The sequence below is a fragment of the Pseudomonas azotoformans genome (assembly GCF_001579805.1).
Taxonomy (GTDB): Bacteria; Pseudomonadota; Gammaproteobacteria; order Pseudomonadales; family Pseudomonadaceae; genus Aquipseudomonas; species Aquipseudomonas azotoformans_A.
The window spans coordinates 3,268,241-3,291,458 of the sequence record NZ_CP014546.1; the positions used below are offsets into that span (position 1 = coordinate 3,268,241).

A 23,218-nucleotide genomic window follows, 5' to 3' on the forward strand; every position below is an offset into this window, starting at 1 on the left:
GCAGGAGCGCGGCTGTCACAACGGGGGATTTTTCGCGGTGCAAGTGTTGGGCGTCAGCGTCCGAGGGGTTTGTATGTGGCTACGTTATGCGGCATTGACGGCCATGGTCGTCGCAGCATCCGGGTGTGTGCAAGAGCGCGTCGTGCATGAGCGCAGGCCGGTACAACGCGAATATGTGGAAGTCATCGCGCCGCAACCGCCGCCGGTGCAGGTGATCGAAGTCGAGCCGCCGGTGCGCTATGGCTACATTTGGTCACGCGGCTATTGGCGTTGGGAAGGCGGGCGCTATGTCGCAGTACACGGCCACTGGGAGCCGGTGCGCGAAGGTTATCGCTACGTGCATCCACATTGGGTCCAGCGCAACGACGGCTACCATTGGCAAGGCGGTGGCTGGGTTCGTTGAGCCTTGGTCAGATCGGCTTCGTCGTGCCCAGAAGCCGAACTTCACGCAATAGCGCGGCGCCGAGTTGATCGGTGCCCAGTTCCTTGTAGCCGACGGCTTTGATTTCGCCGTTCTCTTCTGCCTGGATGAGGATCACCGGGGTTTCTTTGCCGGTGGCTTCGTCGACGTGCAGGGCGTACTGCGGAATATCCAGCTTGATCGGCGTGCCTGCGGCCTGGCCTTTCACGTTGATCAGGAAGGCTGCACAGCCCGCGTCGACGTCCAGGCTGGTGGCGGAGCGACCACTGACGAAGCAGGTCTTTGGCAGGTCGGGCCAGGTGATCGATTCGGCGATCACCGTGCCGGACGCCATCGTCAAGGTAGCGAGAAGAAGCGTGCGCACGTAGGTCTTTCTCTCGATGGGGGTTGAACGCGACTTTTACCAAAGCCTGGTGGGCGTCGCAACGGCAAAGGCTCAGATCAGTCGTTTCATCCCCGCGGCCTTCGCAGCGTTCAAATCAAAGGTGGCGGTATATTCGCAGCCTGCAGCATGAGCACAGCGTTCTATCAGGCAGTCCGCGAAATCGGCTGTGCTGGCGGTGAATCGTCGCAGTGCCTGCCAGATGATCTCGGCGTGTTCGATGGTCAGTTCTCGGGTGCGTAGCAGCGTTTCGAGCACGGTCACGACATCACCCTTGGCAGACTGATAACAACTTTGTAGAACCCATACCAATTCCACCACGGACACCAGGCTGACAAAGCCCGGTGCAAAGGCGGTGAGCGACTCAATCAACTCAGATGCCTTGGGCGATTGCACGGGATCGTCCTGGGTGACATAGCGCACCAGCACATTGGTATCCAGCCCGATCATCTCGCTTTCGCCCCTTGTGCCGCGATGGCACGGTTCATTTCATCCAGCGAGACGGCCTTGGCGGGCTTTTGGATCAGGCCTTTGAGATCATGTACGGTTTTGCTGGCGGCAATCATGGAAAATTTGCCGTCTTCCATTTCGACAAATTCAACGCGATCGCCTGTCTCCAGGCCCAGGGCAGTTCTGACCTGGACGGGAATGGTGATTTGCCCTTTTGAAGTAAGCGTGGCGGTGGCCATAGTGAAGATCTCCATCGTGATGCTCCTTACCTTAGGGTAAGGAATTATGGAGGACAAGATCCGTTGGTCCATAGGTTGCTCTTCTGGTGTGAGTTGATCGGAACAGGTAAAAAGATAGCCCGAGTTATGCCTCGGGCACGTCCGAAAACACCCGCAAAGAGATACAACATATGACCGATCGCCAGCTCATTATCCCTGCTGCCATGCGCCCCATTGTCGAACGTGCTGGTTACGTGCCCGCCGTCAAGGTCGGCAAGACGTTGTACTGCGCAGGACAGGTCGGACGCACGGAGGCATTGGCTGTGATTGACGATCCAGAGGCGCAATTCGTCGCAGCCTGGGAGAACTTGAGGCAGGTCCTGGAGGAGGGTGACTGTACGTTCGACGACGTGGTGGACATGACCACCTACCACGTCAACATGAGCCAGCACATGGCGGTTTTCCGTGACGTGAAAAACCGCCTGTTCCCACGCGGGCATTGCGCCTGGACCACCATCGGAGTGTCCGAACTGGCACACCCCGGCCTGCTGGTGGAAATCAAATGCGTGGCAGTGCAGCGCTAGCTTACTGAACCACGCGATAGCACGGCACATACGCTGCGCCGCCCGGCAGCTTCATGCGGTGCTGGGCGACAAACGCCTGTAGCAGCTCGTCCAGCGGTTTCATGATGGCCGGGTCACCGTGGATCTCGTAGGGGCCGTTCTGCTCGATCAGGCGGATGCCCTTGTCCTTCACGTTACCCGCTACGATCCCCGAGAACGCACGGCGCAGGTTGGCGGCGAGTTCGTGGGGTGGCAGCGCGTGGCTCAGTTGCAGGCTGGCCATGTTCTCGTGGGTCGGGTCGAACGGGCGCTGGAAGCCTTCGTCGATCTTCAGCAGCCAGTTGAAGTGGAACGCGTCGTTGCGCTCGCGACGGAACTGCTTCACGGCCTTGAGGCCGGCGGTCATCTGGCGCGCCACTTCGGCGGGGTCGTCGATGATGATCTGGTAGTGCGCCTGGGCCGCTTCGCCCAAGGTGGCGCCGACGAACGCGTGCAACTGCTGCAGGTACGGCGCTGCGTGTTTCGGCCCAGTGAGGATGACCGGGAACGGCAGGTCGCGGTTGTCCGGATGCATCAGGATGCCCAGCAGGTACAGGAACTCTTCGGCTGTGCCGGCACCGCCTGGGAAGATGATGATGCCGTGGCCCACACGTACGAAGGCTTCCAGGCGTTTTTCGATGTCTGGCAGGATCACCAGCTCATTGACGATCGGGTTCGGCGCTTCGGCAGCGATGATGCCAGGCTCGGTCAGGCCCAGGTAGCGCCCGCCGGTAATGCGTTGCTTGGCGTGGGAAATGGTCGCGCCTTTCATAGGGCCTTTCATTACGCCGGGGCCGCAGCCCGTGCACACGTCGAGGCTGCGCAGGCCCAGTTCATGGCCGACCTTCTTGGTGTATTTGTATTCTTCGGTGTTGATCGAGTGCCCACCCCAGCACACCACGATCTTCGGCTCGACACCGGGGCGCAGCGTACGGGCGTTGCGCAGCAGGTGGAACACATAGTCGGTGATGCCCTGGGAATTGCTCAGGTCGATGCGCTGGCTGTCCAGCTCGTTCTCGGTGTAGACGATGTCGCGCAGTGCACTGAACAGCATTTCACGGGTGCTGGCGATCATTTCACCGTCGACGAAGGCATCGGCCGGGGCATTCAGCAGTTCCAGGCGCACGCCACGGTCTTGCTGGTGGATGCGCACTTCGAAGTCTTTGTAGGCGTCAAGGATGGTCTTGGCGTTGTCGATGTGTGCGCCGGTGTTGAGGATCGCCAGGGCGCACTGGCGGAACAGGGTGTAGATGCTGCCGGTGCCGGCTTCGCTCAGTTGCTGGACTTCACGTTGGGACAGGGTTTCGAGGCTGCCCTTGGGGCTGACGGAGGCATTGATGACTTGACGTTGGGGCATTCTGATTCCTTGAAAGCGCAGCCACCGCACCCACAGGGGGCTGCGATGGCTTGAGAATGATGGGCGCCGAATTCGGTCGCACGAGACGGATATTTACCTCAGGCGCAAGGCCGAGCGCAAACCCCGTCCAGCACCATCATGCCGCAGAACTCACTGAATCAGCTTCCAGTTTTTGTAGAAAACCCGACGCAGGGTAAAGGCCATCCCGGCAAACCCAGCGATCACAGCGTTAAGAACCATCGGCACCGGTGTCGGCCGCACGATGTCGATAAACAGGCAGTAACGCTTGGCATCATTTTTGTTGAAAGACGCGTGCATCAGGGTGTCATCGAAGATAAACAGCGGGTCGTCGTGCCAGTAATGCTTGTGCTTGCCGACCTGGATGTAGACGCCTTCGTGATGAGGTGCTGGCGCCATGTTGTAGAGCACGCGGAACATCATGCGCAGGGGGCCGAAGTGGAAGGAGGTGGAGCGGTTTTCATTGAATACCGACACGCCGATGGTCTTCACGAACGGTAGTTTTTTGCGCAGTTCCGGGATGTCGAGGGTGGTCTCGATGGGTTGGCCATACCACTGGAAAAACAACATGCCACGCTTCTTCTCGGCCATGCGTTCTTCGAGATAGCCAATGATTTGGTCCTTGTGCGCCATGGCATCGTCGATGACCTGTTGCAGGTCTTCACGCCAGGCCGGTGGCAGGTCGGCCATTGTGTAGACGTGGCGGTTAGGCGAGCTGAACAGGTCGAACAGGGTGTTGAACGGCGCCAGCAGCCAAGTGTTGCGGCCACTGCCGATAAAATATTTCTTGAAAGTGTCACGGTCATACAGGCCGTTGCGCAGGAAATCATAGATCCCGCAGACCACGACCAGGCTGAGAAACACCGTAGTCGTCAGGGGGATCAGGCAAATAATCAACAGGACGCCGAGTACCCAGGCGACCGACACGGCTTTTTTGCGTAAGGCAGACTTGCTCATGAAACTCAGCTCCAGCTGGACGCCATTCGACAGGTCCGGATCCGTGGCTGCGAGTGGGAAGGGGTGAAACATGTTGAAACAACTACGACATGATAAGGCGTTCGGCGCTGGAGAGGCGTTTTAAATATTGCAAAATTGTGAAGGCGCTACACAGTTTTTAACCGGATCAGCGCTGAGTGGATTGGATTTTGTAAACAGAAGATTTGCGACTATCGTGACGCTTCGGTTTTTTGGACGTCATAGACCGGTACGATTGAAGTTGAATGGCCACCACTGGCCTTCGGCACCTTGGAAGAGGCAGAAATTTTATGATCATCAAACCGCGGGTTCGTGGCTTTATCTGTGTGACCGCTCACCCTGTTGGCTGTGAAGCGAACGTCAAAGAGCAGATCGACTACGTGACTCAACACGGCGTCATCGAAGGCGGCCCGAAAAAGGTGCTAGTCCTCGGCGCTTCCACCGGCTACGGCCTGGCCGCGCGCATCAGTGCTGCCTTTGGCTGCGGCGCCGACACCCTGGGCGTGTTTTTTGAGAAAGAAGGCGAAGAAGGCAAGCTGAGCTCCGCCGGCTGGTACAACAGCGCTGCGTTCGAGAAGTTTGCCGTCGAGAAAGGCCTGTACGCCAAGAGCATCAACGGCGACGCGTTCTCCGACGAGATCAAGCGCCTGACCATCGAAACCATCAAGAAAGACCTGGGCAAGATCGATCTGGTGGTCTACAGCCTGGCCGCGCCACGCCGTACCGACCCGCAAGGCGTGGTGCACAACTCCACCCTCAAGCCGATCGGCAAGGCTGTGACCCTGCGCGGTATCAATACCGACAAGGGCGTTGTGGTCGACACCACGCTTGAGCCTGCAACCCAGGAAGAAATCGACGGCACCGTCAAAGTGATGGGCGGCGAAGACTGGCAGCTGTGGATCGACGCCCTGCGTGACGCCGACGTTTTGGCCGAAGGCGCGAAAACCACCGCCTTCACCTATCTTGGCGAGAAGCTGACCCAGGACATCTACTGGAACGGCTCCATCGGCGAAGCCAAGAAAGACTTGGACAAGAAAGTCCTGACCCTGCGCGACAACCTCGCGGCACTCAAGGGCGACGCCCGTGTGTCGGTGCTCAAGGCCGTGGTCACCCAGGCCAGCTCGGCCATTCCAATCATGCCGCTGTACCTGTCGCTGCTGTTCAAAGTGATGAAAGAGCAGGGCACCCACGAAGGTTGCATCGAACAGGTCTACGGCCTGTTCAAGGACAGCCTGTACGGCAGCCAGCCGAAACTCGACGCCGATGGCCGCTTGCGTGCTGACCTGGCCGAGCTGGAGCCGAAGGTCCAGGACGCCGTGGCGGCACTGTGGAATCAGGTCACCGACGACAACGTCAACGAGATCAGCGATTTTGCCGGCTACAAGGCTGAATTCCTGCGTTTGTTCGGCTTTGAAATCGACGGTGTGGACTACGAGGCTGACGTGAATCCGACCGTGAAGATCAACGGTCTCATCTCGGCTTAAGTGATGGAATAGACAGCAGTCTCGATTATGAGGCTGCTGTTTTGTTCTTCCCCAACGCGCGTTCAGCCTTGGTTGAACACTCGAAGGGCCTTGCTAAAACCAGTGCGCTTGATACTCACCACCTCTTTCTCCCACAGCGGATTCAGGGGCACGTGATAGCCGCTGTCTTTGGCTGTCTTGACCAATTCCGCCATTTCTTTGCTGTCGTGGATCATGCAGATTTCATCGAACCGCCCCAGCTTGGTCGGTAGGAAGAACGTTGCCGGGTAGTTGGCGGCGACATCTGTTGCCGGGCTGCCGGAGTCCGCGTTGTGGTGGACCACCTTCTCGCCATTGCCGACCAACCGATGATTAATCAAATCAATCATTTGCTTTATTCGCGGTGAGGCGTTGCCCAGATGTTTGTCTTCCTTTTCATAGAAGTGAAGGGGGCTTTCATAGTCTGCACTCAACGCCATCGGTACTTGGTAAGCCTTGGGGTCTGAATGATGCTGTCTGTAGCTATCAACCCTTTGCGTCAAAACGCTGTGCGCGACATCGGGCACCGGCAGCTTGTCTTCAGCGCCGTAGTCGCTGAGGTGGGGCGCCACCATGTGCAGGTCATAGTCGGCCGTCAATGCCTTGCCCCCCGTGTGCTCCGCTAGCACTTCAAGAGGCTTGCCCTCATGGCTGATCAAGTAGTTATCTGCTGAGGGCGACGTGCGTTTGCCTTCGAATGCATACACCTGCTGGCTAGGCCCCTTGGAGCTGAAACTCAGTATGCCGTCCTTCTCTGTGGGTGCCAGTTCAACGATGTGGCCGAGTCTCATCAATTCACCGAGGCGATTTTGTGAGATTTCCAGAGGGATGGCGACTGCATCGTTTTTGCGGATGCAGTCCGCGACTTGCTCATTGGCGCGGTTCAGTTTCTCGGGGGCTTCGTGCTTGAATTTCTCAAGCTTGCTGAAGGCTTGATCCGTGCAGATCAGGCCGGCCTGCGGTCCCCAGTTGGCACTTTTTCCCTTGATATGAAAGTTCTTGGTGGGGTGGCCGGCTTCTATCAACCCGATGGCGACGGTTTCGACTGGACGCACGCCGATGATGGAGTTGGTCTGCGCCGCAATTTCCTGCAAAGGGACAAGGTGGCTCGGGACTATTCCCGTTTGTTTCCTGGTGCGCTCGAATGCGATCCTTACCGAGTCGTTTGCCTCTGGTGCAGTGGCCGTCGACTGACGCGGTGGAGAGCCTTGCAAAGCATTCAAGCCAAGCTGACGCGATATCTGGGCTGAACTCAGTACGCCTATCATGGTGCATCTCCAAATCATGTTTTATTGGCATGTTGGATGATCCCTTCCAGACCCCAGTATTCCTTCGATTGCACGGGAGACATTAAAGAAGCCATTCTTCGGCGGGGAGGAAAAAGTATGACGGCTTGTATGAAGCGTAATGGGAGGTGGGTCGTTCCGGTGCGCAAACGTGATGCTGCCTAGGTGTTTGTTGCGTTTGAGCGGTGAAATTATCAGAGCGATCCTACGCGTGTTGACTCGCGGCTGGGTGCGATCAGCATGGGAAACTGTCGCGCAAATGAATGGGAGGAGCGTATGACAATTCGTGCAGTGGTTTTTGACTTCGGCGGTGTCCTGTTCGACTGGAGCCCGCAGCACCTGTACCGCAAGCTGATTGCCGATGATCACGAGCGGCAATGGTTTCTCGAGAATATCTGCACCCAGGCCTGGAACACCGAGCAGGACGCTGGTCGCTCCTTGGCCGAAGGTACCCGCAGCCTGATCGAGCAGCACCCAGATCATGAACGACTGATCCAGGCCTATTACGACCGTTGGCACGAAATGCTGCGTGGCCCATTGACGGAAGGCGTGGCGATCCTCAAGGCGCTGCACCAAGCCGATATGCCGTTGTTTGGGCTCACCAACTGGTCGGCGGAAACCTTTCCTTATGCGCGGGCCAACTACCCTTTCCTGCAGTGCTTTCGCGATATCGTGGTGTCTGGCGAGCTGAAACTGATCAAGCCTGATGCGGCAATCTACGACGCCAGTCTCAGTCAGGTACGCGGCCACCTGCCGGACATCCAGCCCTCTGAAGTGGTATTTATCGATGATGTTGCCGGCAATATCGAGGCGGCCATCGCCCTCGGCTGGCAGGGGATCCACCACGTGTCGGCCGAAGGTACCGCCGCGCAATTGCGAGCGTTGGGCGTGAGCTTCTAGCGCGCCCACTTTTCCATGGCGAAATCCACGAAGGCGCGCAGTTTGGGCAGGCGATAACGGTCCTGGCCGTAGAGTAGGTGCATGGGGCGGCTGGGGAGTCGATAGGCAGTGAGCAAGGCCACCAGCTTGCCGCTTTCCAGGTCCGGTTGTACCAGGGCGTCGGCCAGCATGATGATGCCCATGCCGTTGACGGCCGCCTGGCGTAAGCCTTGCGAGCTGTTGATGGTCAATGAGCCGGACACCGGGACCTCCACCTCGCCGCCCTGGCCGGTCATTCGCCACAGTTTGTCGGCGTCGCGCCAGTTGTCACTTGCCGGGTAGGCAAACGCCAGGCAGTCGTGGTGCTGCAGCTCATCGGGCGTTTGCGGCGTGCCCCGTCGTGCCAGGTATTCAGGTGACGCGCAGAGTGTGAGGGTGTAGTCCTGCATTGGCCGGGCGATCAGGCTGGAGGTTTCCAGTTCACCAAGACGGATCGCCACGTCGAAGCCGCTGTCGACCAAGTCCATCCGCTCATTGCTCAGCACCACGTACAGGTTGATCAGTGGGTAGCGCCGGGAAAATTCGCTCAAGGCCGGTGTCAGGCGTTCGGTGCCGAACACGGGGGGCGCAGTGATGCGCAGATTGCCTTTGGGGATATCGCTGTGGGCTTGCTCGGCGAGCTGTTCGGAGTCGGCCACCAACCCCAGCACTTCCAGACAGCGCTGGTAATACTGCCCGCCGAATTCCGTGAGGCTTTGTTTGCGCGTGGTGCGTTTGAGCAGGCTCACGCCCAGGCGCTGCTCCAAGGCACGCAGATGGTTGCCGACCATGGTGGTGGACATCCCACAGGCCTGGGCTGCGGCCGTCATGCTGCCGGTCTCGACCACCTTCACGTACACCGACATTGCCTGGAATAGATCCATTATCAAGCCTTGATTTAAAGTCATTGCAGGAATGTGCAGTTTATCCAGCCGAGGTGGCTAACGATACTGCAGCCATCACTACGATGCACTGGAGCCCGCACCATGACCGCCGCCTGCCTGATGACCACTTATCAACCCTTGGCACTGAGCTTCACGCGCGGCCTGGGCACGCGACTCTGGGACCAGCAGGGCCGCGAATACCTGGACGCGGTCGCCGGCGTGGCAGTGACCAATGTCGGCCATTCGCACCCCCGGCTGGTGACGGCGATCAGCGAGCAGGCTGGGCTCTTGCTGCACACCTCCAACCTCTACAGCATCGACTGGCAACAACGGCTGGCCCAGCGCCTCTCTCAGTTGTCAGGCCTGGACCGCGCCTTCTTCAATAATTCCGGTGCTGAAGCCAATGAGACAGCGCTCAAGCTGGCGCGCCTGCATGGCTGGAAAAAGGGCATCGAAGAGCCGTTGGTGGTGGTGATGGAGAACGCCTTTCATGGCCGTACCCTCGGCACCATGGCCGCGAGCGATGGCCCCTCGGTGCGGCTGGGCTTCCAGCGGTTGCCGGGGGATTTTCTCAAGGTGCGCTTTGGTGATCTGGCGGCATTGGAAGCGATCACAAAGGCATTTGGCCCGCGCATTGCAGCGGTGCTGCTGGAGCCGATCCAGGGGGAAAGTGGCGTACTGCCTGCACCACCGGGTTACCTGCGAGCCCTGCGCGACCACTGCACAGGCCATGGCTGGCTGATGATGCTGGACGAAATCCAGACCGGCATCGGCCGCACTGGCACCTGGTTCGCCTTCCAGCATGAAGGCATCGTCCCGGACGTGATGACCCTGGCCAAAGGCCTGGGCAATGGTGTGCCGATCGGCGCGTGCCTGGCTCGGTCCGCGGTGGCCCAACTGTTCACGCCGGGCAGTCATGGCAGCACCTTTGGTGGCAACCCGTTGGCGTGTCGTGTGGGGTGCACCGTGCTGGACATCATCGAGGAGCAAGGTTTGCTACAGAACGCCGCGCAACAGGGCGAGCGCCTGCTGGCGCGGTTGCGCGTGGAGTTGAGTGAACATCCGCAGGTCCTGGCGATTCGTGGCCAGGGGCTGATGATTGGTATTGAGTTGGCCAGCCCTTATCGGGACCTGGCTCAGCGCGCCGCTCAGGAACACGGGCTGCTGATCAACGTCACGCGGGGCAAAATCATTCGCTTGCTGCCGCCGCTGACCTTGGATGCCAAGGAGGTCGAGATGATCGTGCGGGCCATTACTCGGTTGCTGGCGTAGGGCCGTTGAGCCATTCCTGGTTCAGGGTCTCGGTATCGCCCAGGTATTCCAACAGCCAGGCCATGGCCGGGGACAGCTTGTTCTGCGCCCAGGCCACACACGACGGGCTGGCCGGAAACGGCCGGCTCAATTGCAGTGCCACCAACTCACCGCGCTCGACCCACGGCAACACTTGATGCGCCGGCGCCATGCCGACGCACAGGCCGTCGCGCAGGCAATCGATGGCAGACGCCCAATTGGGCACCACCAGGCGTCGCTGGTTATCCAATGTCCACGTGTCGCGCTTGGGCAGGTTGCGCGAGGTGTCGGTCATGCACAGCGAGGCGAAAGGGCGCAGTTGATCGTCACTCAGTAACCCTTCGACGCTGGCCAGCGGGTGTCGCGCGCTGACCACGCACAGCCAGTTCAACAAGCCCATGTCGCGGAAAGTGAAGTGACTGGCCACCGGCACGGCGCTGGTCGCGCCGATCACGATGTCGGTGCGTTCATCGGCCAGGGCATCCCATACGCCGTTGTACACCTCGTACTCCAGCAACAGCTCGACCTCAGGAAATTGTCGATAGAAGTCCAGCACCAACTGCCGACAGCGCTGAGGTTTGACGATGGAATCCACGGCCACCTTCAACTGGCCGCTCCAGCCGTTGGCGACCTGCTGGCATAGGCGTCGGGTGCCGAGCATTTTTTTCATCACGCCACGGGCTTCGTCGATAAACAGGCGGCCAGCGGGCGTCAGTTCCACATCCCGGTGGCGCCGCACAAATAGCGGCACTGCCAACCATTCTTCCAGCTGGCGCACGGTATAGCTGACGGCTGACGGCACGCGATGCAGTTCCTGAGCGGCGGCGCTGAAACTGCCATGGCGCGCCACGGCATCGACCACATCCAGGGAATATTCTGACCACATGGTAGCTGCCTTCAAATTTATTGATAAGAGTGTCCAATTATTATCGCTTCACACAGAAACTGTCAGCTTCATAATGGGCGCCAGTCAGCAAATAGTTTGATGGCAGGATTAACAAGGCTTCAATGAAAAATTCTTTCGGTTTCACTTGGTATCTGGCCGGGCTGAGCATGCTCGGTTACCTCGCCATGGACATGTACTTGCCGGCATTCGGCGCCATGGGCGAACAGTTGCAGATAGGCGCAGGCGCGGTAGGCGCCAGCTTGAGTATTTTCCTCGCCGGCTTTGCGGTGGGGCAGTTGTTGTGGGGGCCATTGTCCGACCGCCTGGGGCGCAAGCCCGTCCTGCTCGCCGGTTTGAGCCTGTTTGTACTGGGCTGCGCGGGGATGTTCTGGGTCGAGACCGCCCCGCAGTTGCTGGCGCTGCGTTTTGTCCAGGCGATTGGCGTGTGTTCCGCCGCCGTCAGTTGGCAGGCGTTGGTGATCGACCGCTACCCGGGCCGACAAGGCTCATCGTGTGTTCGCCAGCATTATGCCGCTGATGTCGTTGTCGCCAGCGTTGGCGCCTTTGCTGGGCGCGATGGTGCTGAATCACTTGGGTTGGCAGGCGATCTTTGGCGTATTGCTGGGCGTCTCATTGCTGTTGCTGCTACCGACATTGTCTCTGCGCACCACGGCGAAACGTCCGGCAGAGGCGGGTGAGCGTTCGCACCTCGGTTATGGGCAGTTACTGACGTCTCGCGTGTTTACCGGCAACGTCATGATCTTCGCCGCCTGCTCGGCCAGTTTCTTCGCCTGGCTGACGGCTTCGCCCTTCATCCTGGGCGACATGGGCTACAGCCCGAATGATATTGGCCTGAGCTACGTATTGCCGACATTGGCCTTCCTGGTCGGTGGCTACAGTTGCCGCAGCGCCTTGCAGCACTTCCAGGGCAAGACGCTGTTGCCCTGGTTGTTGCTGGCATATTGCATCAGCATGCTGGCGTTGTACTTGGTTGCCACGCTGACGGTGCCGACCCTCACCACGTTGCTGATTCCATTCTGCCTGATGGCGCTGGTCAACGGTGCCAGTTACCCCATCGTCGTGGCGAATGCGCTGATGCCGTTTGCGGAAAATTCCGGCAAGGCGGCGGCATTGCAAAACACCCTGCAACTGGGCCTGTGTTTCCTCAGCAGCCTGCTGGTGTCGTCGATGATCGAGCAACCGCTGCTGATCACCGTGATCGTGATGCTGGCGACCGCGCCACTGGCGGTGTTGGGTTACTGGCTGGCGCGGCCGAAAGCCGGTGATTCGGAACTGGCGACCGCCTAGAACGTCACTTCCAGGTTCACCGTCGGCGTCGATGTGCGGCTACCCCGGCCGCCATCCACGCCGAACTTGTTATGCCAATACTCGTAGCCCACCCCCAGGTAGAGGTTTGGCTTGACGCTTTTGCCCGGTCGCACCGCCACCATCAGCGCGGTGCGCATCAGGGCCTCGGGCGCGGTATCGCGCCCGTGGTAGTCCTCGCCTTTTTCCCCGACGTAATTGATGAAACCCTGGAATTTCGCCGCATGGTTGGCGATTTCGAAGGGGCGCATCCACGTCAGGTTGAGCATGTAGGTGTCGTCAAACGTGTGGTTCGACTCCTTCGCGCCGGGGATGCCGGTGTGGTTCCTTTCCTTGTAGTACATCAGGCTCAGGTCGAGAACGCCGACGGTGTTGAACTTCAGTGTCGGGCCAATCACCAGTGCGCGTTTCTTGGCTGAGGCGAAGTTGTTGTTACGGTTGGCGTCAAAACCCAGGGTCAGCGCGTAATCCTTGACCAGGCCGGTGCCCAACGGCACATCGAACACCCGCGACGCATACAGTTGGTGGCGGTACACCGCGTACACCTCACTCCCGCCATGATCAGTCCCCTTGCGCGGGTCACGGCTGTCGGACAGGAACACATCGAGGTTGAGGAAATTGCTGCCGTACTGGTAGCCGCTGGCGTGGGTGAAGCTGTAGATGCGCTTGCTGAATTCGTCGGGGTTATTCGGATTGGTGAACTGCTGGCCGTAGCGAAATCCTACGCTGTTGTTCATCCATTCCACTGCGACGGCCTCCCCGCCGCCGAGCAGGGTGATTGCGACGGTTGCGCCCTGTAGTGCCTTTTTCATTGTTCTGGGTCCTTTGGCGTTCTGGCTCATCACGGCCGGATTGTTTTTGTAACGCCGATGGAGGGTAACTTGTTCGATTGATTGTATACAACTCTATGGACATCCAGTCCAAACATTGCATACAGTGGCCGCACAACAAAAACAGAGAACCCCTCACCATGACTATCCCGAAGGCGTCACCGCAGCGGCCAGAAGATGAGAATCTCGGCGTCGCCGCCAACATGGCTTACGGCCTGCAACATGTGCTCACGATGTATGGCGGCATTGTTGCGGTGCCCCTGATTGTCGGCCAGGCGGCCGGGTTGTCCCCGGCGGATATCGGCCTGCTGATCGCCGCGTCGCTGTTTGCCGGTGGCTTGGCCACGTTGTTACAGACCTTGGGTCTGCCGTTTTTTGGCTGTCAGTTGCCGCTGGTGCAGGGCGTGTCGTTTGCCGGTGTGGCAACCATGGTGGCGATTGTCGGCAGTGATGGCGCCGGCGGGGTGCCGGCGATTCTCGGGGCGGTGATGGCCGCGTCGTTTATCGGGTTGCTGATAACCCCGGTGTTTTCACGGATCACTAAGTTCTTCCCGCCGCTGGTGACGGGCATCGTGATCACGACCATCGGCCTGACCCTGATGCCCGTTGCGGCGCGCTGGGCCATGGGCGGCAACAGTCGCGCGGCGGATTTTGGCAGCATGTCCAACATCGGCCTGGCGGCGCTGACCCTGGTGCTGGTGTTGCTGCTGAGCAAGATCGGCAGCGCGACCATCTCGCGTCTGTCGATTTTGCTGGCGATGGTCATCGGCACGGTGATTGCGGTATTCCTTGGCATGGCCGACTTCTCCGGCGTGACCCAGGGTCCGATGTTCGGTTTCCCTACGCCATTCCATTTCGGCATGCCAACCTTCCATGTCGCCGCGATCATTTCCATGTGCATCGTGGTGATGGTGACCCTGGTCGAAACCTCGGCGGACATCCTGGCGGTGGGCGAGATCATCGACACCAAGGTCGATTCGAAACGCCTGGGCAACGGCCTGCGCGCCGATATGCTGTCGAGCATGTTTGCGCCGATCTTCGGCTCATTTACCCAAAGCGCCTTCGCCCAGAACGTCGGCCTGGTGGCGGTGACCGGGGTCAAGAGCCGCTTTGTGGTAGCCACGGGCGGGCTGTTCCTGGTAATTCTCGGCTTGTTGCCCTTCATGGGCAGGGTGATCGCGGCGGTGCCGACTTCCGTGTTGGGCGGGGCCGGGATTGTGCTGTTCGGTACCGTGGCGGCCAGTGGCATCCGCACGCTGTCGAAGGTGGATTACCGCAACAACATGAACCTGATCATCGTGGCCACTTCCATCGGTTTTGGCATGATTCCGATTGCGGCACCGAGCTTCTATGATCACTTCCCGACCTGGTTCGCGACCATTTTCCATTCGGGCATCAGTTCGTCGGCGATCATGGCGATCCTGCTGAACCTGGCATTCAACCACTTCACCGCCGGTAACTCAGACCAGCAGTCGGTGTTTGTGGCGGGGACCGAGCGTAGCCTGTGCTTCCGTGATGTGTCGGAACTGCGCGATGGGGATTACTTCAAAGGCGGCAAGTTGTTTGATGCCGAAGGGCGGGAGATTCCGCTGGTGCCGGATGCCCCGAAAAGGGCAACCAAAGCTGAGGCTACCGAGGTCTGAAGTAAGTAAGGGGGGCTGACCTGCCAGCCCCCATACTGATTCAGCCAGCCTTGAGTACGTTGTACTTCGCTGAACACACCTCATCCAAAAACTTCACCACAGTCCCCATGCACGCCTGGCGTTCTTCCACATGGGGCATGTGGCTGGAGTCTTCAAACAGCGCCCATCGCACATCGGCGATTTCATCCAGGAACGGCTTGACCACCAGCGGCGTGGCCTCGTCGTGTCGGCCGGAGATCACCAGCGTCGGCACATTGATCGCCGACAGACGGCCCGTGGACTTCCAGTCTTTCAAGCTGCCGATCACATGGAATTCGGTCGGGCCGCTCATGGCGTGGTACACCGTCGGGTCTGCATCGACTGCGGCAAATGTGCGCGCTACTTCCTCCGGCCACGGGATGACTCGGCACACGTGCTGGTCATAAAACACCCGTGATGCAGCGAGGTATTCCGGGTCCTGGTAAGTGCCGGCGGCTTCGTGTTTGAGCAGGGTTTCATGCACACCTTCCGGCAACAATTTGCGCAGTCGGTTGGCTTCGCTGACCCAGGTGCGCATGCACGTCGGCGAGTTGGCGGGGATAAAGGCGCGCAGGCCCTTGGGCTGCAGGATTGCGTGTTCACTGCCGAGCATGCCGCCCCAGGATTGGCCGAGGATCGCGTAGTTATCGCTGATCTGCAGGTGGTCCAGCAGGTTGTTGAGTTCTTCGAGGAACAGGCCCACGGTCCAGAATGACGGGTCTTTTTCGGGGAGATGAGTGGAGCGGCCGTTGCCCAGCTGATCGTAGTGGATCACGGCATGGCCGCTGGCGGCGACGTCCTTGAAGGCGTCGACATAATCGTGGGTGCATCCGGGGCCGCCGTGGATAACCACCAGGGGAGTGCGGCCGCTCGACAAGTCACCGGTGACGCGGTACCAGGTTTGGTAAGCGCCAAACGCCGCATACCCTTCGCGGATTTTTTCGATGAATTCCATTTCGTACCCTGCTCTGAAAAAAGGATCAGGGACACGATAATGCGTGGGCGAAGTTTAAGTAACTAGCAAAACAGCTAGGTTTTGCCCACCGGTCAGTCTTCGAGCAGGCGGTAATGGGTGGCGCGCACCACCGCCTGCACGCGATTCTTGGCCCCCAGCTTGTGCATCGCCGAGGCCAGGTGCAAGGTAACCACCGCCAGCGAGCGGCTCAATTGCGTGGCGATTTCGGCAGCGGTCAGCCCGTCGGCGGCCCATTTGAGGCACTCGCGCTCGCGTTTGGTCAGGTGAATATGCGGATAAGTGCGCAGCTCCTTGCTGAACAGCGGGTAGGCCGCTTCCTGCAAGGCATGGGAAATCAGGCTGAAATCCGACAGGGTCTGCTGTGCATCCTGCAACACTGTGTGCGCTTTGCCCGTGCGCAGGCCAGTCAGCGAGGCGAAGCCGCCACGGGGCAGGTGGATCGGCACGCTGACGCCGCAGGTCAATTGCTGGTCGTGCAAGTAGGAAGAAACCGGCGCATGGCAGGGATCGATGATCTTTTGCAGTGGGGTATCGGCCTTGACGTCGTAGGACCACACGAACGGTGACACCGTGCTCAGGGCCAGATGTTGCACCGGGTCGATCTGGTAGAACCCTTCGCTGCACCACAGGGCATGCCAGTCAGGCGGGGTATTGCGCAGAGCGAGCACCGACGGAGTGATCAATGCGCCGTCCTGGTCCATCGGCACCGGGGTGTAGTCATACACCAATGCATCGAAGCCCAGTTGTTGGGCGAGGATGAAGGTATTGTCCATCTGCTCGTCCAGGCTCCTGCCCGGCATCAGGCGGTGATTTAACGCAGTCAGCTTGGCCAGCATCCGTTCGGCTCCCGAATTCATTTGAATCTCGACTTGCGGCAAGTAGAATGCCACGCCCCGGCGAAGGACTGCCAGGCCAAACCTATAAGAAATACTAGGTTATGGACGCACGGCATCCTCGGTAGTGTTGGCCTGATAAACGGCCGCTACCTGCCAGGCCGATACAACACAAGGAATGTATGCATGTGGCGTGAAATTGCCCCCGACCAGCAGTACAACGTGCAAGTCGACGGCCATAACCTCGTGGTCTACAGCTTTGGTGAAGGCGATGAGGCGCTGTTGTGCCTCAACGGCGGGCCAGGCCCTGCCGTGTGACTACTTGCGCGACGCCCATGGCTGGCTCAAAGAGCATAACCTGCGAGTGGTTGCATTCGACCAGCTTGGCACGGGCGCATCAGCCAGACCCACCGACGTTTCGCTGTGGGAAATCCGCCGTTATGTCGAAGAAGTCGAAACCGTGCGTCAGGCCCTGGATCTGGGCCGCGTGCACCTGCTCGGGCATTCCTGGGGCGGCTGGCTCGGTATCGAATACGCTATCCATTACCCCGACGCGCTGAAAAGCCTGATCCTGGAAAACACCGTGGGCGACATTCCGCACCTGTCCCAGGAACTGGAGCGCCTGCGCGGCGCCCTCGGCAGCGAAACTGTGGCGATGATGCAGCGCCACGAAGCCATGGGCACCCTGGACCACCCGCAGTACCAGGCGGCGATTACCTTGCTCAACTATCGCCACGTGTGCCGCCTGGATGAGTGGCCCGCGCCGGTCAAACGCTCGCTCGACGACTGGAACATGGGTCCCTACGAAACCATGCAAGGTCCCAACGAATTCCTCTACATCGGCAACCTCAAGGACTGGAACCGCATCCCCGAGATGGCCGAGTTCAAGATGCCGATCCTGATCACCACCGGCCAGCATGACGAACTCACCCCGGCCTGCGCCATGCGCATGAAAATGGCGGCCCGGCACGCCGAACTGCACGTTTTCCCCAACAGCAGCCATATGCCGTTTTATGAAGAACCCCAGGCGTACTTCCCGGTGCTGCTGAACTTCCTCGCTCGTCACCGAGGCTGACGGATGAACCTGGCGCGCTACCGTTTTGTGCTGTCCCGGCCGCTGCAATTGCTGCCGGTGCTGTTTGGCATCAGCCTGATCACCTTTGTATTGGTGCGCTCGATTCCCGGCGACCCGGCGCGTGCGCTGCTGGGCTCGCGCAGCACACCGGACGCCTTGCTGAAGATCCGTGCCCAGTACGGCCTCGACCAGCCGTTGTGGCTGCAATATTTCTACTTTCTGAAGAACCTGCTCAAGGGCGACCTCGGCCAATCGCTGCTGTACAAGGTCGATGCGCTCAAGCTGATCGTCACGCGCATTGAACCCACGCTGGTGCTGGTACTCGGCAGTGTGCTGCTGGCGCTGTTGATCGCGGTGCCGTTGGCGACCTTGGCCGCGCGCAACAAGGGCGGCTGGGCGGATAACCTGATTCGTGTCTTCACCACCGTCGGCCTGGGCATGCCGGCGTTCTGGCTGGGGTTGATGTTGATCCTGTTGCTGAGTGTGCAGTGGGGTTTGTTTCCGGTGTCGGGCTATGGCCGCACCTGGCTGGACAAGGCGCACCACATGGTTTTGCCCTGCCTGACGATTGCCCTGGCGCTGTCGGCGGTGCTGGTGCGCAACCTGCGGGCGAGCATGTTGATGGAATTGCAGGCCGACCATGTGACCGCCGCCCGGGCACGTGGATTGTCGGAAGCCGAGGTGTTTCGTCGCCATGTGTTGCCCAATTCCCTGGTGCCGGCGGTCAACCTGCTGGCGGTCAATATCGGCTGGCTGATCAGCGGCACGGTGGTGATCGAAAGCCTGTTCGCCATCCCCGGCATCGGCCAATTGCTGGTGCGCGGGATCTTTACCCGCGATTACATGGTGGTGCAGGGCGTGGCCATGGTGCTGGCCTGCGCGACGGTGATCGTCAACTTCATCGCTGACGTAGCGACGGTGGCCCTTGACCCACGGGTGAAGATGCAATGAGCAGCCGCCCGTTGATTGCTCCTTGGCGCTTGCGCCTGCGCTTCGGCTTTCGCAATGGCCGGCTGACGGCGGCGTGGGGCTTGCTGATTCTGCTGGCGTGGCTGGTGCTTGCGCTGTTTGCACCGTGGATCGCGCCCTACGACCCGATTGCGCAGAACACGGATTTCAGTTTGCTCGGACCCAGCCTGGCTCATCCGTTCGGTACGGATAACTATGGTCGGGACATCCTTTCGAGGGTGATCTGGGGCGCACGCATTGACCTGCAACTGGCCATCGTCGGGGTGATTTTCCCGTTCATGATCGGCACCTTCATTGGCGCGGTCTCCGGATACATCGGCGGGCGTTTTGACAGTGTCTGCATGCGTGTGATCGATGTGATCCTGGCATTCCCGTTCCTGGTGCTGATGCTGGCGATCATGGCCATCCTCGGTCCAGGCTTGAAGAGTTTCTATATCGCCATGGCGCTGGTGGGCTGGGTGTCCTACGCCCGGCTGATCCGCTCACAGATCCTGGTGCTCAAGGAAAGCGACTTTGCCCTGGCCGCCAAGAGCCTGGGCTTTGGCCATGGGCGGATTCTGTTCCGGCACCTGTTGCCCAATGCGATGTTCGGCTCCATCGTGTTTTCCATGTCGGACGCGGTATTGGTGTTGCTCAATGGCGCCGCCGTGAGTTACCTGGGCCTGGGCGTGCAACCGCCGACCGCCGAATGGGGCACGATGGTGGCCGAAGGGCAGGCCTTCATCACCACCGCCTGGTGGATCTGCACCTTTCCGGGGCTGGCCATCGTGACCTTGGCCATGGGCTTCAGCCTGCTCGCTGATGGCGTGGCGCAAGTGCTGGGGGATCGTTCATGAGCCTGTTGCAGGTGCGCGACCTCAGTGTGATCGCCAATAACGCCGGGCGGGATGTGACCCTGGTTGATCGCGTGTCCTTCGATCTGGCCGAGGGCGAGATCCTCGGCCTGGTCGGGGAAAGCGGTTCGGGCAAGACCATGGCCTGTCGCGGCCTGATGCGCTTGTTGCCTTCCCCCAATCTGCGGGTGCAAGGCGGTGCCGTAAGGCTGGCCGGCCAGGATCTATTGTCACTGGATGACGCCGGCATGCGTGCCGTGCGCGGCGGTCAGTTGGGCATGATCTTCCAGAACCCCAGCAGCCACCTCGACCCCTTGATGCGCATCGGTGAGCAGATTGCCGAGGGTATTCGCCTGCACCAAGGCGCCTCGAAAAAAGATGCGCGGCTGCAAGCTATCGACGTGCTGCGCCAAGTGGGCATCCCTGATCCCCAGGCGCGGGTCGACAACTACCCCCACGAGTTTTCCGGCGGCATGCGCCAGCGCGCGATGATCGCCGTGGCCCTGGCCTGCAACCCGAAAGTGCTAATCGCCGACGAACCCACCACCGCCCTGGATGTGACGGTGCAAGCGCAAATCCTGCGGCTGCTGCTGGAACTGCGTGACCGGCGCGGCCTGTCGATCATCATGATCACCCACGACCTCGGCGTGGTCGCGCAAACCTGCGACGCCATCGCCGTGATGTACGCCGGGCGCCTGTGTGAGCACGGCAGCAAATATGATTTGCTGGCGCATCCGCAGCATCCTTACACCGCAGGCTTGATTGAATGCCAACCTGCCCACAGCAGCGGACACGCCTTGCTGCGCACAATTGCTGGACAGCCGCCGTTGCTGGACGCATTGCCCGCCGGCTGCCGCTTCAACCCGCGTTGCCCACAGGTCGGCACCTTGTGCACCGAGGCGCTGCCGGAAGGCGCGCGAGTCGCCTGTCATTACCCGTTGGGAGTGCGCCCATGAGCCTGCTGCAGATCAAGGACCTTGAGGTGAAGTTTGCCGCATCCGGCACCGGTTTGTTCGGCTTGAACAAACAGTGGGTGAGGGCGGTGAACGGCGTATCGCTGAACCTGGCGGCGGGTGAAACCCTGGGGTTGGTCGGTGAGTCCGGCAGCGGCAAAAGCACCCTGGGTCGCGCCATCCTGCACCTCAACCCGATCAGCGCCGGGCAGGTGTTGTTTGATGGCATCGACATGGCTCACGGTAGTGCCATCGACATCACTCGGCTGCGCCATGAAACCGCAATGATCTTCCAGGACCCGTATGCCGCGCTGAATCCGCGCCACACCATCGGCGAGACGATTGCCGAAGTGTTGCGGGTGCAGCGCAAGGTCACGCCGGAGCAGGTTCCGGCGCGCGTGAATGAACTGCTTGACCTGGTCGGCCTGCGCCCCGAACTGGCCAACCGCAAACCCGGCTCCCTCAGCGGCGGGCAATGCCAGCGGGTCGGCATTGCCCGGGCACTGGCGGTGGAGCCACGGCTGATCATCGCTGATGAGTGTGTGGCGGCGCTGGATGTGTCGATTCAGGGCCAGATCATCAACCTGTTGCTGGAACTGCAACAGCGCATGAACCTGGCGATCCTGTTCATCGCCCATGACCTGGCCATCGTCCGCCGTTTGTGCGACCGCGTGGCGGTGATGTACCTGGGCAAGATCGTCGAGGAAGGTCCAGTGGAGGCGGTCTTTACCGCCCCACGTCACCCGTACACGGCGGCGTTGATCCAGGCGATTCCCGAGATCGATCCCCATCGGCCATTGCCTGCCGAACCCTTGCCGGGTGAACCACCGAGCCCGCTGAATTTGCCTACAGGCTGCGCCTTCCACCCGCGTTGCCGGCATGCCCGAGCCTTGTGTTCCGTGGTGTTGCCGCCGACGCATTTCCTGCACGAGCATCGGTACAGTTGCGTGCTTGAAGAACCTTTGCTTTGACCCTTCCCTGCCATTCATGAACAAGGAGTTATGACATGCAATCGCGCCACTTGAAGTTGCTCGCCGCCGCTACATTGACCGCATGGTCCCTCACTGCCGGGCTGGCCCACGCCGCCGGCGTGCTGACCATCGGCTGCCGTGAAGACAGCACCACGTTCGACCCGATCAAAAGCGCGCAAAACCGCGACACCTGGGTTTTCGCCAACGTCTACGACACCCTGGTACGTGTCGACAACCTGGGCACCAAGATGGAACCGGGCCTGGCCGAAAGCTGGGACATTTCCAAGGATGGCCTGACCTACACCTTCAAACTGCGTGATGCGAAGTTCTCCGACGGCTCGGCGATCACCGCTGACGACGCCGCGTTCAGCCTGCTGCGCATCCGCGACAACAAGGCCTCGCTGTGGGCCGATCCGTTCAACTTGATCAACACGGCCAAGGCGGCTGATCCGAAAACCCTGGTGGTCACCCTGAAGACCCCGGCGGTAGCCTTCCTCTCGCAATTGGCGTCGCCAACGGTGTCGATCCTGTCGGAAAAAGCCATGACCAAAATGGGCGAAGACGCCTACTCGGAAAATCCGGTGACTTCCGGCGCGTTTACCGTGGACGAGTGGCGCAAGGGGGATCGGGTGATCCTCAAGAAGAACCCGAACTTCTGGCAGGCCAAGAACGTCAGCCTGGATGGCGTGGAGTGGGTCTCCGTGACCGACGACAACACGCGCATGCGCATGGTGCAGAACAACGAGCTGGACACGGCGATCTTCGTACCCTTCTCGCGGGTCGAGGAGCTGAAGAAAGACAAGAACGTGGTGATCCACGCCGACCCATCCACCCGTGAAGATCACCTGCTGATCAACCACGACCACGGCCTGCTGGCCAAGCCGGAAGTGCGTCAGGCGCTGGACATGGCCATCGACAAACAATCGCTGGTGAAGACCGCCACTTACGGTCAGGGCACCGTGGCTTATTCCTACATTCCAAAGGGCTCGCTGTACCACTACGCCAACAACCTGCAACGCCCGTACGACCCCACCGCCGCCAAGAAGCTGCTGGAGCAGGCCGGTGCCAAGGACTTGAAGCTCAACTACGTGGTCAACGCCGGCAACGAAGCCGACGAGCAGATTGCGGTGATCATCAAGGACCAACTGGCCAAGGTCGGTGTGACGGCCAACCTGCAAAAGGTCGACCCGACCCAGAGCTGGCAGATGCTGGTGGACGGTGAGTACGACATTTCGGTGATGTACTGGACCAACGACATCCTTGACCCGGACCAGAAGACCACCTTCGTGCTGGGCCACGACACTAACCAGAACTACATGACCCGCTACAAGAACGACAAGGTCAAGGCGCTGGTGGCACAGGCGCGCATCGAGGCGGACCCGGCCAAGCGCGAGCAGATGTATGTCGAGTTACAGAAACTGGCGAAACAGGACGTGAACTGGATCGACTTGTACTACAGCCCGTACATCAACATCTCACGCAAGAACGTGAGCAATTTCCTGCAAAACCCACTGGGGCGTTTCACCCTTGAGGAAGTGGTGAAAAACTAAGATCCAGAGAGCACTGCATACAAATGTGGGAGCGGGCAAGCCCGCTCCCACA

The 23,218-nt window shown here is 60.0% G+C and carries 22 protein-coding genes and 2 pseudogenes; 13 read left to right on the plus strand and 11 right to left on the minus strand.

Annotated elements, in window-relative coordinates; translation table 11 throughout:
- The first annotated feature begins 73 nt into the window (after window positions 1-73).
- Window positions 74-403: a YXWGXW repeat-containing protein gene (locus AYR47_RS15220; RefSeq protein ID WP_033902551.1), complete on the plus strand. Its 330-nt coding sequence runs from the start codon at window positions 74-76 to the stop codon at window positions 401-403.
- Between the two features lie 7 nt (window positions 404-410).
- Here the strand turns inward: AYR47_RS15220 and AYR47_RS15225 are convergent, their stop codons facing one another.
- The 3 genes from AYR47_RS15225 to AYR47_RS15235 all read right to left on the minus strand — a co-directional run bounded on the left by AYR47_RS15225 (window position 411) and on the right by AYR47_RS15235 (window position 1,507).
- Window positions 411-785 carry a hypothetical protein gene (locus AYR47_RS15225; RefSeq protein ID WP_370590802.1) on the minus strand — a complete coding sequence of 125 codons (375 nt, stop codon included), beginning with the start codon at window positions 783-785 and terminating at the stop codon, window positions 411-413.
- A 72-nt stretch (window positions 786-857) separates the two neighbouring features.
- Window positions 858-1,253, minus strand: a complete 396-nt coding sequence (locus AYR47_RS15230) for a PIN domain-containing protein (protein ID WP_033902549.1) — start codon at window positions 1,251-1,253, stop codon at window positions 858-860.
- On the minus strand, window positions 1,250-1,507 hold the full coding sequence (locus AYR47_RS15235) for an AbrB/MazE/SpoVT family DNA-binding domain-containing protein (protein WP_033902548.1): 258 nt from the start codon (window positions 1,505-1,507) through the stop codon (window positions 1,250-1,252). Before AYR47_RS15235 ends, AYR47_RS15230 begins: the two co-directional genes overlap by 4 nt.
- A gap of 155 nt (window positions 1,508-1,662) precedes the next feature.
- Here AYR47_RS15235 and AYR47_RS15240 point away from each other — a divergent pair, with 155 nt between their 5' ends.
- Entirely contained in the window at window positions 1,663-2,055 is a 393-nt protein-coding gene (locus AYR47_RS15240; RefSeq protein ID WP_033902547.1) for a RidA family protein, read from the plus strand.
- Window position 2,056: 1 nt separating this feature from the next.
- Here AYR47_RS15240 and ppnN read toward each other — a convergent pair whose 3' ends face one another.
- Both ppnN and AYR47_RS15250 read right to left on the minus strand, forming a co-directional pair.
- A complete protein-coding gene (ppnN, locus tag AYR47_RS15245) occupies window positions 2,057-3,430 on the minus strand; it encodes a nucleotide 5'-monophosphate nucleosidase PpnN (protein WP_025856956.1) in 1,374 nt (457 codons plus the stop codon).
- A gap of 150 nt (window positions 3,431-3,580) precedes the next feature.
- A complete protein-coding gene (locus AYR47_RS15250; RefSeq protein WP_061435747.1) occupies window positions 3,581-4,405 on the minus strand; it encodes an aspartyl/asparaginyl beta-hydroxylase domain-containing protein in 825 nt (274 codons plus the stop codon).
- Between the two features lie 308 nt (window positions 4,406-4,713).
- Between AYR47_RS15250 and fabV the strand changes: the two genes are divergently transcribed.
- A complete protein-coding gene (gene fabV, locus AYR47_RS15255; RefSeq protein ID WP_033902545.1) occupies window positions 4,714-5,907 on the plus strand; it encodes an enoyl-ACP reductase FabV in 1,194 nt (397 codons plus the stop codon).
- A gap of 62 nt (window positions 5,908-5,969) precedes the next feature.
- Here fabV and AYR47_RS15260 read toward each other — a convergent pair whose 3' ends face one another.
- Window positions 5,970-7,193, minus strand: coding sequence for an anthrax toxin-like adenylyl cyclase domain-containing protein (locus AYR47_RS15260; RefSeq protein ID WP_033902544.1), 1,224 nt, complete (start codon window positions 7,191-7,193; stop codon window positions 5,970-5,972).
- Between the two features lie 294 nt (window positions 7,194-7,487).
- On the opposite strand from AYR47_RS15260, the gene AYR47_RS15265 reads away from it, so the two are divergent.
- Entirely contained in the window at window positions 7,488-8,111 is a 624-nt protein-coding gene (locus AYR47_RS15265) for an HAD family hydrolase (RefSeq protein WP_033902543.1), read from the plus strand.
- Here the strand turns inward: AYR47_RS15265 and AYR47_RS15270 are convergent.
- A complete protein-coding gene (locus tag AYR47_RS15270) occupies window positions 8,108-9,013 on the minus strand; it encodes a LysR family transcriptional regulator (RefSeq protein ID WP_061435749.1) in 906 nt (301 codons plus the stop codon). The genes AYR47_RS15265 and AYR47_RS15270 overlap by 4 nt on opposite strands.
- Window positions 9,014-9,115: 102 nt before the next feature.
- Between AYR47_RS15270 and AYR47_RS15275 the strand changes: the two genes are divergently transcribed.
- Complete coding sequence (locus AYR47_RS15275) at window positions 9,116-10,285, plus strand: aspartate aminotransferase family protein (RefSeq protein WP_033902541.1); 1,170 nt, start codon at window positions 9,116-9,118, stop codon at window positions 10,283-10,285.
- On the opposite strand, the gene punR is transcribed toward AYR47_RS15275, so the two are convergent.
- Window positions 10,266-11,189, minus strand: a complete 924-nt coding sequence (gene punR, locus AYR47_RS15280) for a DNA-binding transcriptional activator PunR (protein ID WP_061435750.1) — start codon at window positions 11,187-11,189, stop codon at window positions 10,266-10,268. The two genes, AYR47_RS15275 and punR, sit on opposite strands and share 20 nt — an antisense overlap.
- 122 nt (window positions 11,190-11,311) lie before the next feature.
- Here punR and punC point away from each other — a divergent pair.
- Window positions 11,312-12,497, plus strand: a pseudogene (gene punC, locus AYR47_RS15285) (purine nucleoside transporter PunC).
- Here punC and AYR47_RS15290 read toward each other — a convergent pair.
- Entirely contained in the window at window positions 12,494-13,327 is an 834-nt protein-coding gene (locus AYR47_RS15290; RefSeq protein WP_061435751.1) for a nucleoside-binding protein, read from the minus strand. The pseudogene punC and the gene AYR47_RS15290 overlap by 4 nt on opposite strands.
- A 158-nt stretch (window positions 13,328-13,485) precedes the next feature.
- Here AYR47_RS15290 and AYR47_RS15295 point away from each other — a divergent pair, with 158 nt between their 5' ends.
- Window positions 13,486-14,988, plus strand: a complete 1,503-nt coding sequence (locus AYR47_RS15295) for a nucleobase:cation symporter-2 family protein (RefSeq protein ID WP_033902832.1) — start codon at window positions 13,486-13,488, stop codon at window positions 14,986-14,988.
- 40 nt (window positions 14,989-15,028) lie between these two features.
- On the opposite strand, the gene AYR47_RS15300 is transcribed toward AYR47_RS15295, so the two are convergent.
- Window positions 15,029-15,961 (minus strand): proline iminopeptidase-family hydrolase, encoded by a 933-nt coding sequence (locus tag AYR47_RS15300; RefSeq protein ID WP_061435752.1) that lies wholly within the window; start codon window positions 15,959-15,961, stop codon window positions 15,029-15,031.
- Window positions 15,962-16,053: 92 nt separating this feature from the next.
- A complete protein-coding gene (locus tag AYR47_RS15305; protein WP_061435753.1) occupies window positions 16,054-16,818 on the minus strand; it encodes a LuxR family transcriptional regulator in 765 nt (254 codons plus the stop codon).
- A 183-nt stretch (window positions 16,819-17,001) separates the two neighbouring features.
- Here AYR47_RS15305 and AYR47_RS15310 point away from each other — a divergent pair.
- The 6 genes and pseudogenes from AYR47_RS15310 (at window position 17,002) to AYR47_RS15335 (ending at window position 23,166) form a co-directional block, all read left to right on the plus strand.
- Window positions 17,002-17,890 (plus strand): annotated as a pseudogene (locus AYR47_RS15310) (proline iminopeptidase-family hydrolase).
- A gap of 3 nt (window positions 17,891-17,893) precedes the next feature.
- Window positions 17,894-18,841, plus strand: a complete 948-nt coding sequence (locus AYR47_RS15315) for an ABC transporter permease (protein ID WP_033902534.1) — start codon at window positions 17,894-17,896, stop codon at window positions 18,839-18,841.
- Window positions 18,838-19,695: an ABC transporter permease gene (locus AYR47_RS15320; protein ID WP_061435755.1), complete on the plus strand. Its 858-nt coding sequence runs from the start codon at window positions 18,838-18,840 to the stop codon at window positions 19,693-19,695. Before AYR47_RS15315 ends, AYR47_RS15320 begins: the two co-directional genes overlap by 4 nt.
- The gene (locus tag AYR47_RS15325; RefSeq protein ID WP_061435756.1) at window positions 19,692-20,648 is read left to right on the plus strand and encodes an ABC transporter ATP-binding protein; all 957 of its coding nucleotides are present in this window, start codon (window positions 19,692-19,694) and stop codon (window positions 20,646-20,648) included. Before AYR47_RS15320 ends, AYR47_RS15325 begins: the two co-directional genes overlap by 4 nt.
- Window positions 20,645-21,616, plus strand: a complete 972-nt coding sequence (locus tag AYR47_RS15330; RefSeq protein WP_061435758.1) for an ABC transporter ATP-binding protein — start codon at window positions 20,645-20,647, stop codon at window positions 21,614-21,616. Before AYR47_RS15325 ends, AYR47_RS15330 begins: the two co-directional genes overlap by 4 nt.
- A 35-nt stretch (window positions 21,617-21,651) precedes the next feature.
- Complete coding sequence (locus tag AYR47_RS15335) at window positions 21,652-23,166, plus strand: ABC transporter substrate-binding protein (RefSeq protein ID WP_061435760.1); 1,515 nt, start codon at window positions 21,652-21,654, stop codon at window positions 23,164-23,166.
- Window positions 23,167-23,218: the final 52 nt, after the last annotated feature.

Excerpts from the sequence above, each read along its gene's own strand:
- AYR47_RS15220 (WP_033902551.1), top strand. The coding sequence starts at position 74 with ATGTGGCTACGTTATGCGGCATTGACGGCCATGGTCGTCGCAGCATCC.
- AYR47_RS15230 (WP_033902549.1), bottom strand. The coding sequence starts at position 1,253 with ATGATCGGGCTGGATACCAATGTGCTGGTGCGCTATGTCACCCAGGAC.
- AYR47_RS15235 (WP_033902548.1), bottom strand. The coding sequence starts at position 1,507 with ATGGAGATCTTCACTATGGCCACCGCCACGCTTACTTCAAAAGGGCAA.
- AYR47_RS15240 (WP_033902547.1), top strand. The coding sequence starts at position 1,663 with ATGACCGATCGCCAGCTCATTATCCCTGCTGCCATGCGCCCCATTGTC.
- ppnN (WP_025856956.1), bottom strand. The coding sequence starts at position 3,430 with ATGCCCCAACGTCAAGTCATCAATGCCTCCGTCAGCCCCAAGGGCAGC.
- AYR47_RS15250 (WP_061435747.1), bottom strand. The coding sequence starts at position 4,405 with ATGAGCAAGTCTGCCTTACGCAAAAAAGCCGTGTCGGTCGCCTGGGTA.
- fabV (WP_033902545.1), top strand. The coding sequence starts at position 4,714 with ATGATCATCAAACCGCGGGTTCGTGGCTTTATCTGTGTGACCGCTCAC.
- AYR47_RS15260 (WP_033902544.1), bottom strand. The coding sequence starts at position 7,193 with ATGATAGGCGTACTGAGTTCAGCCCAGATATCGCGTCAGCTTGGCTTG.
- AYR47_RS15265 (WP_033902543.1), top strand. The coding sequence starts at position 7,488 with ATGACAATTCGTGCAGTGGTTTTTGACTTCGGCGGTGTCCTGTTCGAC.
- AYR47_RS15270 (WP_061435749.1), bottom strand. The coding sequence starts at position 9,013 with ATGGATCTATTCCAGGCAATGTCGGTGTACGTGAAGGTGGTCGAGACC.
- AYR47_RS15275 (WP_033902541.1), top strand. The coding sequence starts at position 9,116 with ATGACCGCCGCCTGCCTGATGACCACTTATCAACCCTTGGCACTGAGC.
- punR (WP_061435750.1), bottom strand. The coding sequence starts at position 11,189 with ATGTGGTCAGAATATTCCCTGGATGTGGTCGATGCCGTGGCGCGCCAT.
- AYR47_RS15290 (WP_061435751.1), bottom strand. The coding sequence starts at position 13,327 with ATGAAAAAGGCACTACAGGGCGCAACCGTCGCAATCACCCTGCTCGGC.
- AYR47_RS15295 (WP_033902832.1), top strand. The coding sequence starts at position 13,486 with ATGACTATCCCGAAGGCGTCACCGCAGCGGCCAGAAGATGAGAATCTC.
- AYR47_RS15300 (WP_061435752.1), bottom strand. The coding sequence starts at position 15,961 with ATGGAATTCATCGAAAAAATCCGCGAAGGGTATGCGGCGTTTGGCGCT.
- AYR47_RS15305 (WP_061435753.1), bottom strand. The coding sequence starts at position 16,818 with ATGCTGGCCAAGCTGACTGCGTTAAATCACCGCCTGATGCCGGGCAGG.
- AYR47_RS15315 (WP_033902534.1), top strand. The coding sequence starts at position 17,894 with ATGAACCTGGCGCGCTACCGTTTTGTGCTGTCCCGGCCGCTGCAATTG.
- AYR47_RS15320 (WP_061435755.1), top strand. The coding sequence starts at position 18,838 with ATGAGCAGCCGCCCGTTGATTGCTCCTTGGCGCTTGCGCCTGCGCTTC.
- AYR47_RS15325 (WP_061435756.1), top strand. The coding sequence starts at position 19,692 with ATGAGCCTGTTGCAGGTGCGCGACCTCAGTGTGATCGCCAATAACGCC.
- AYR47_RS15330 (WP_061435758.1), top strand. The coding sequence starts at position 20,645 with ATGAGCCTGCTGCAGATCAAGGACCTTGAGGTGAAGTTTGCCGCATCC.
- AYR47_RS15335 (WP_061435760.1), top strand. The coding sequence starts at position 21,652 with ATGCAATCGCGCCACTTGAAGTTGCTCGCCGCCGCTACATTGACCGCA.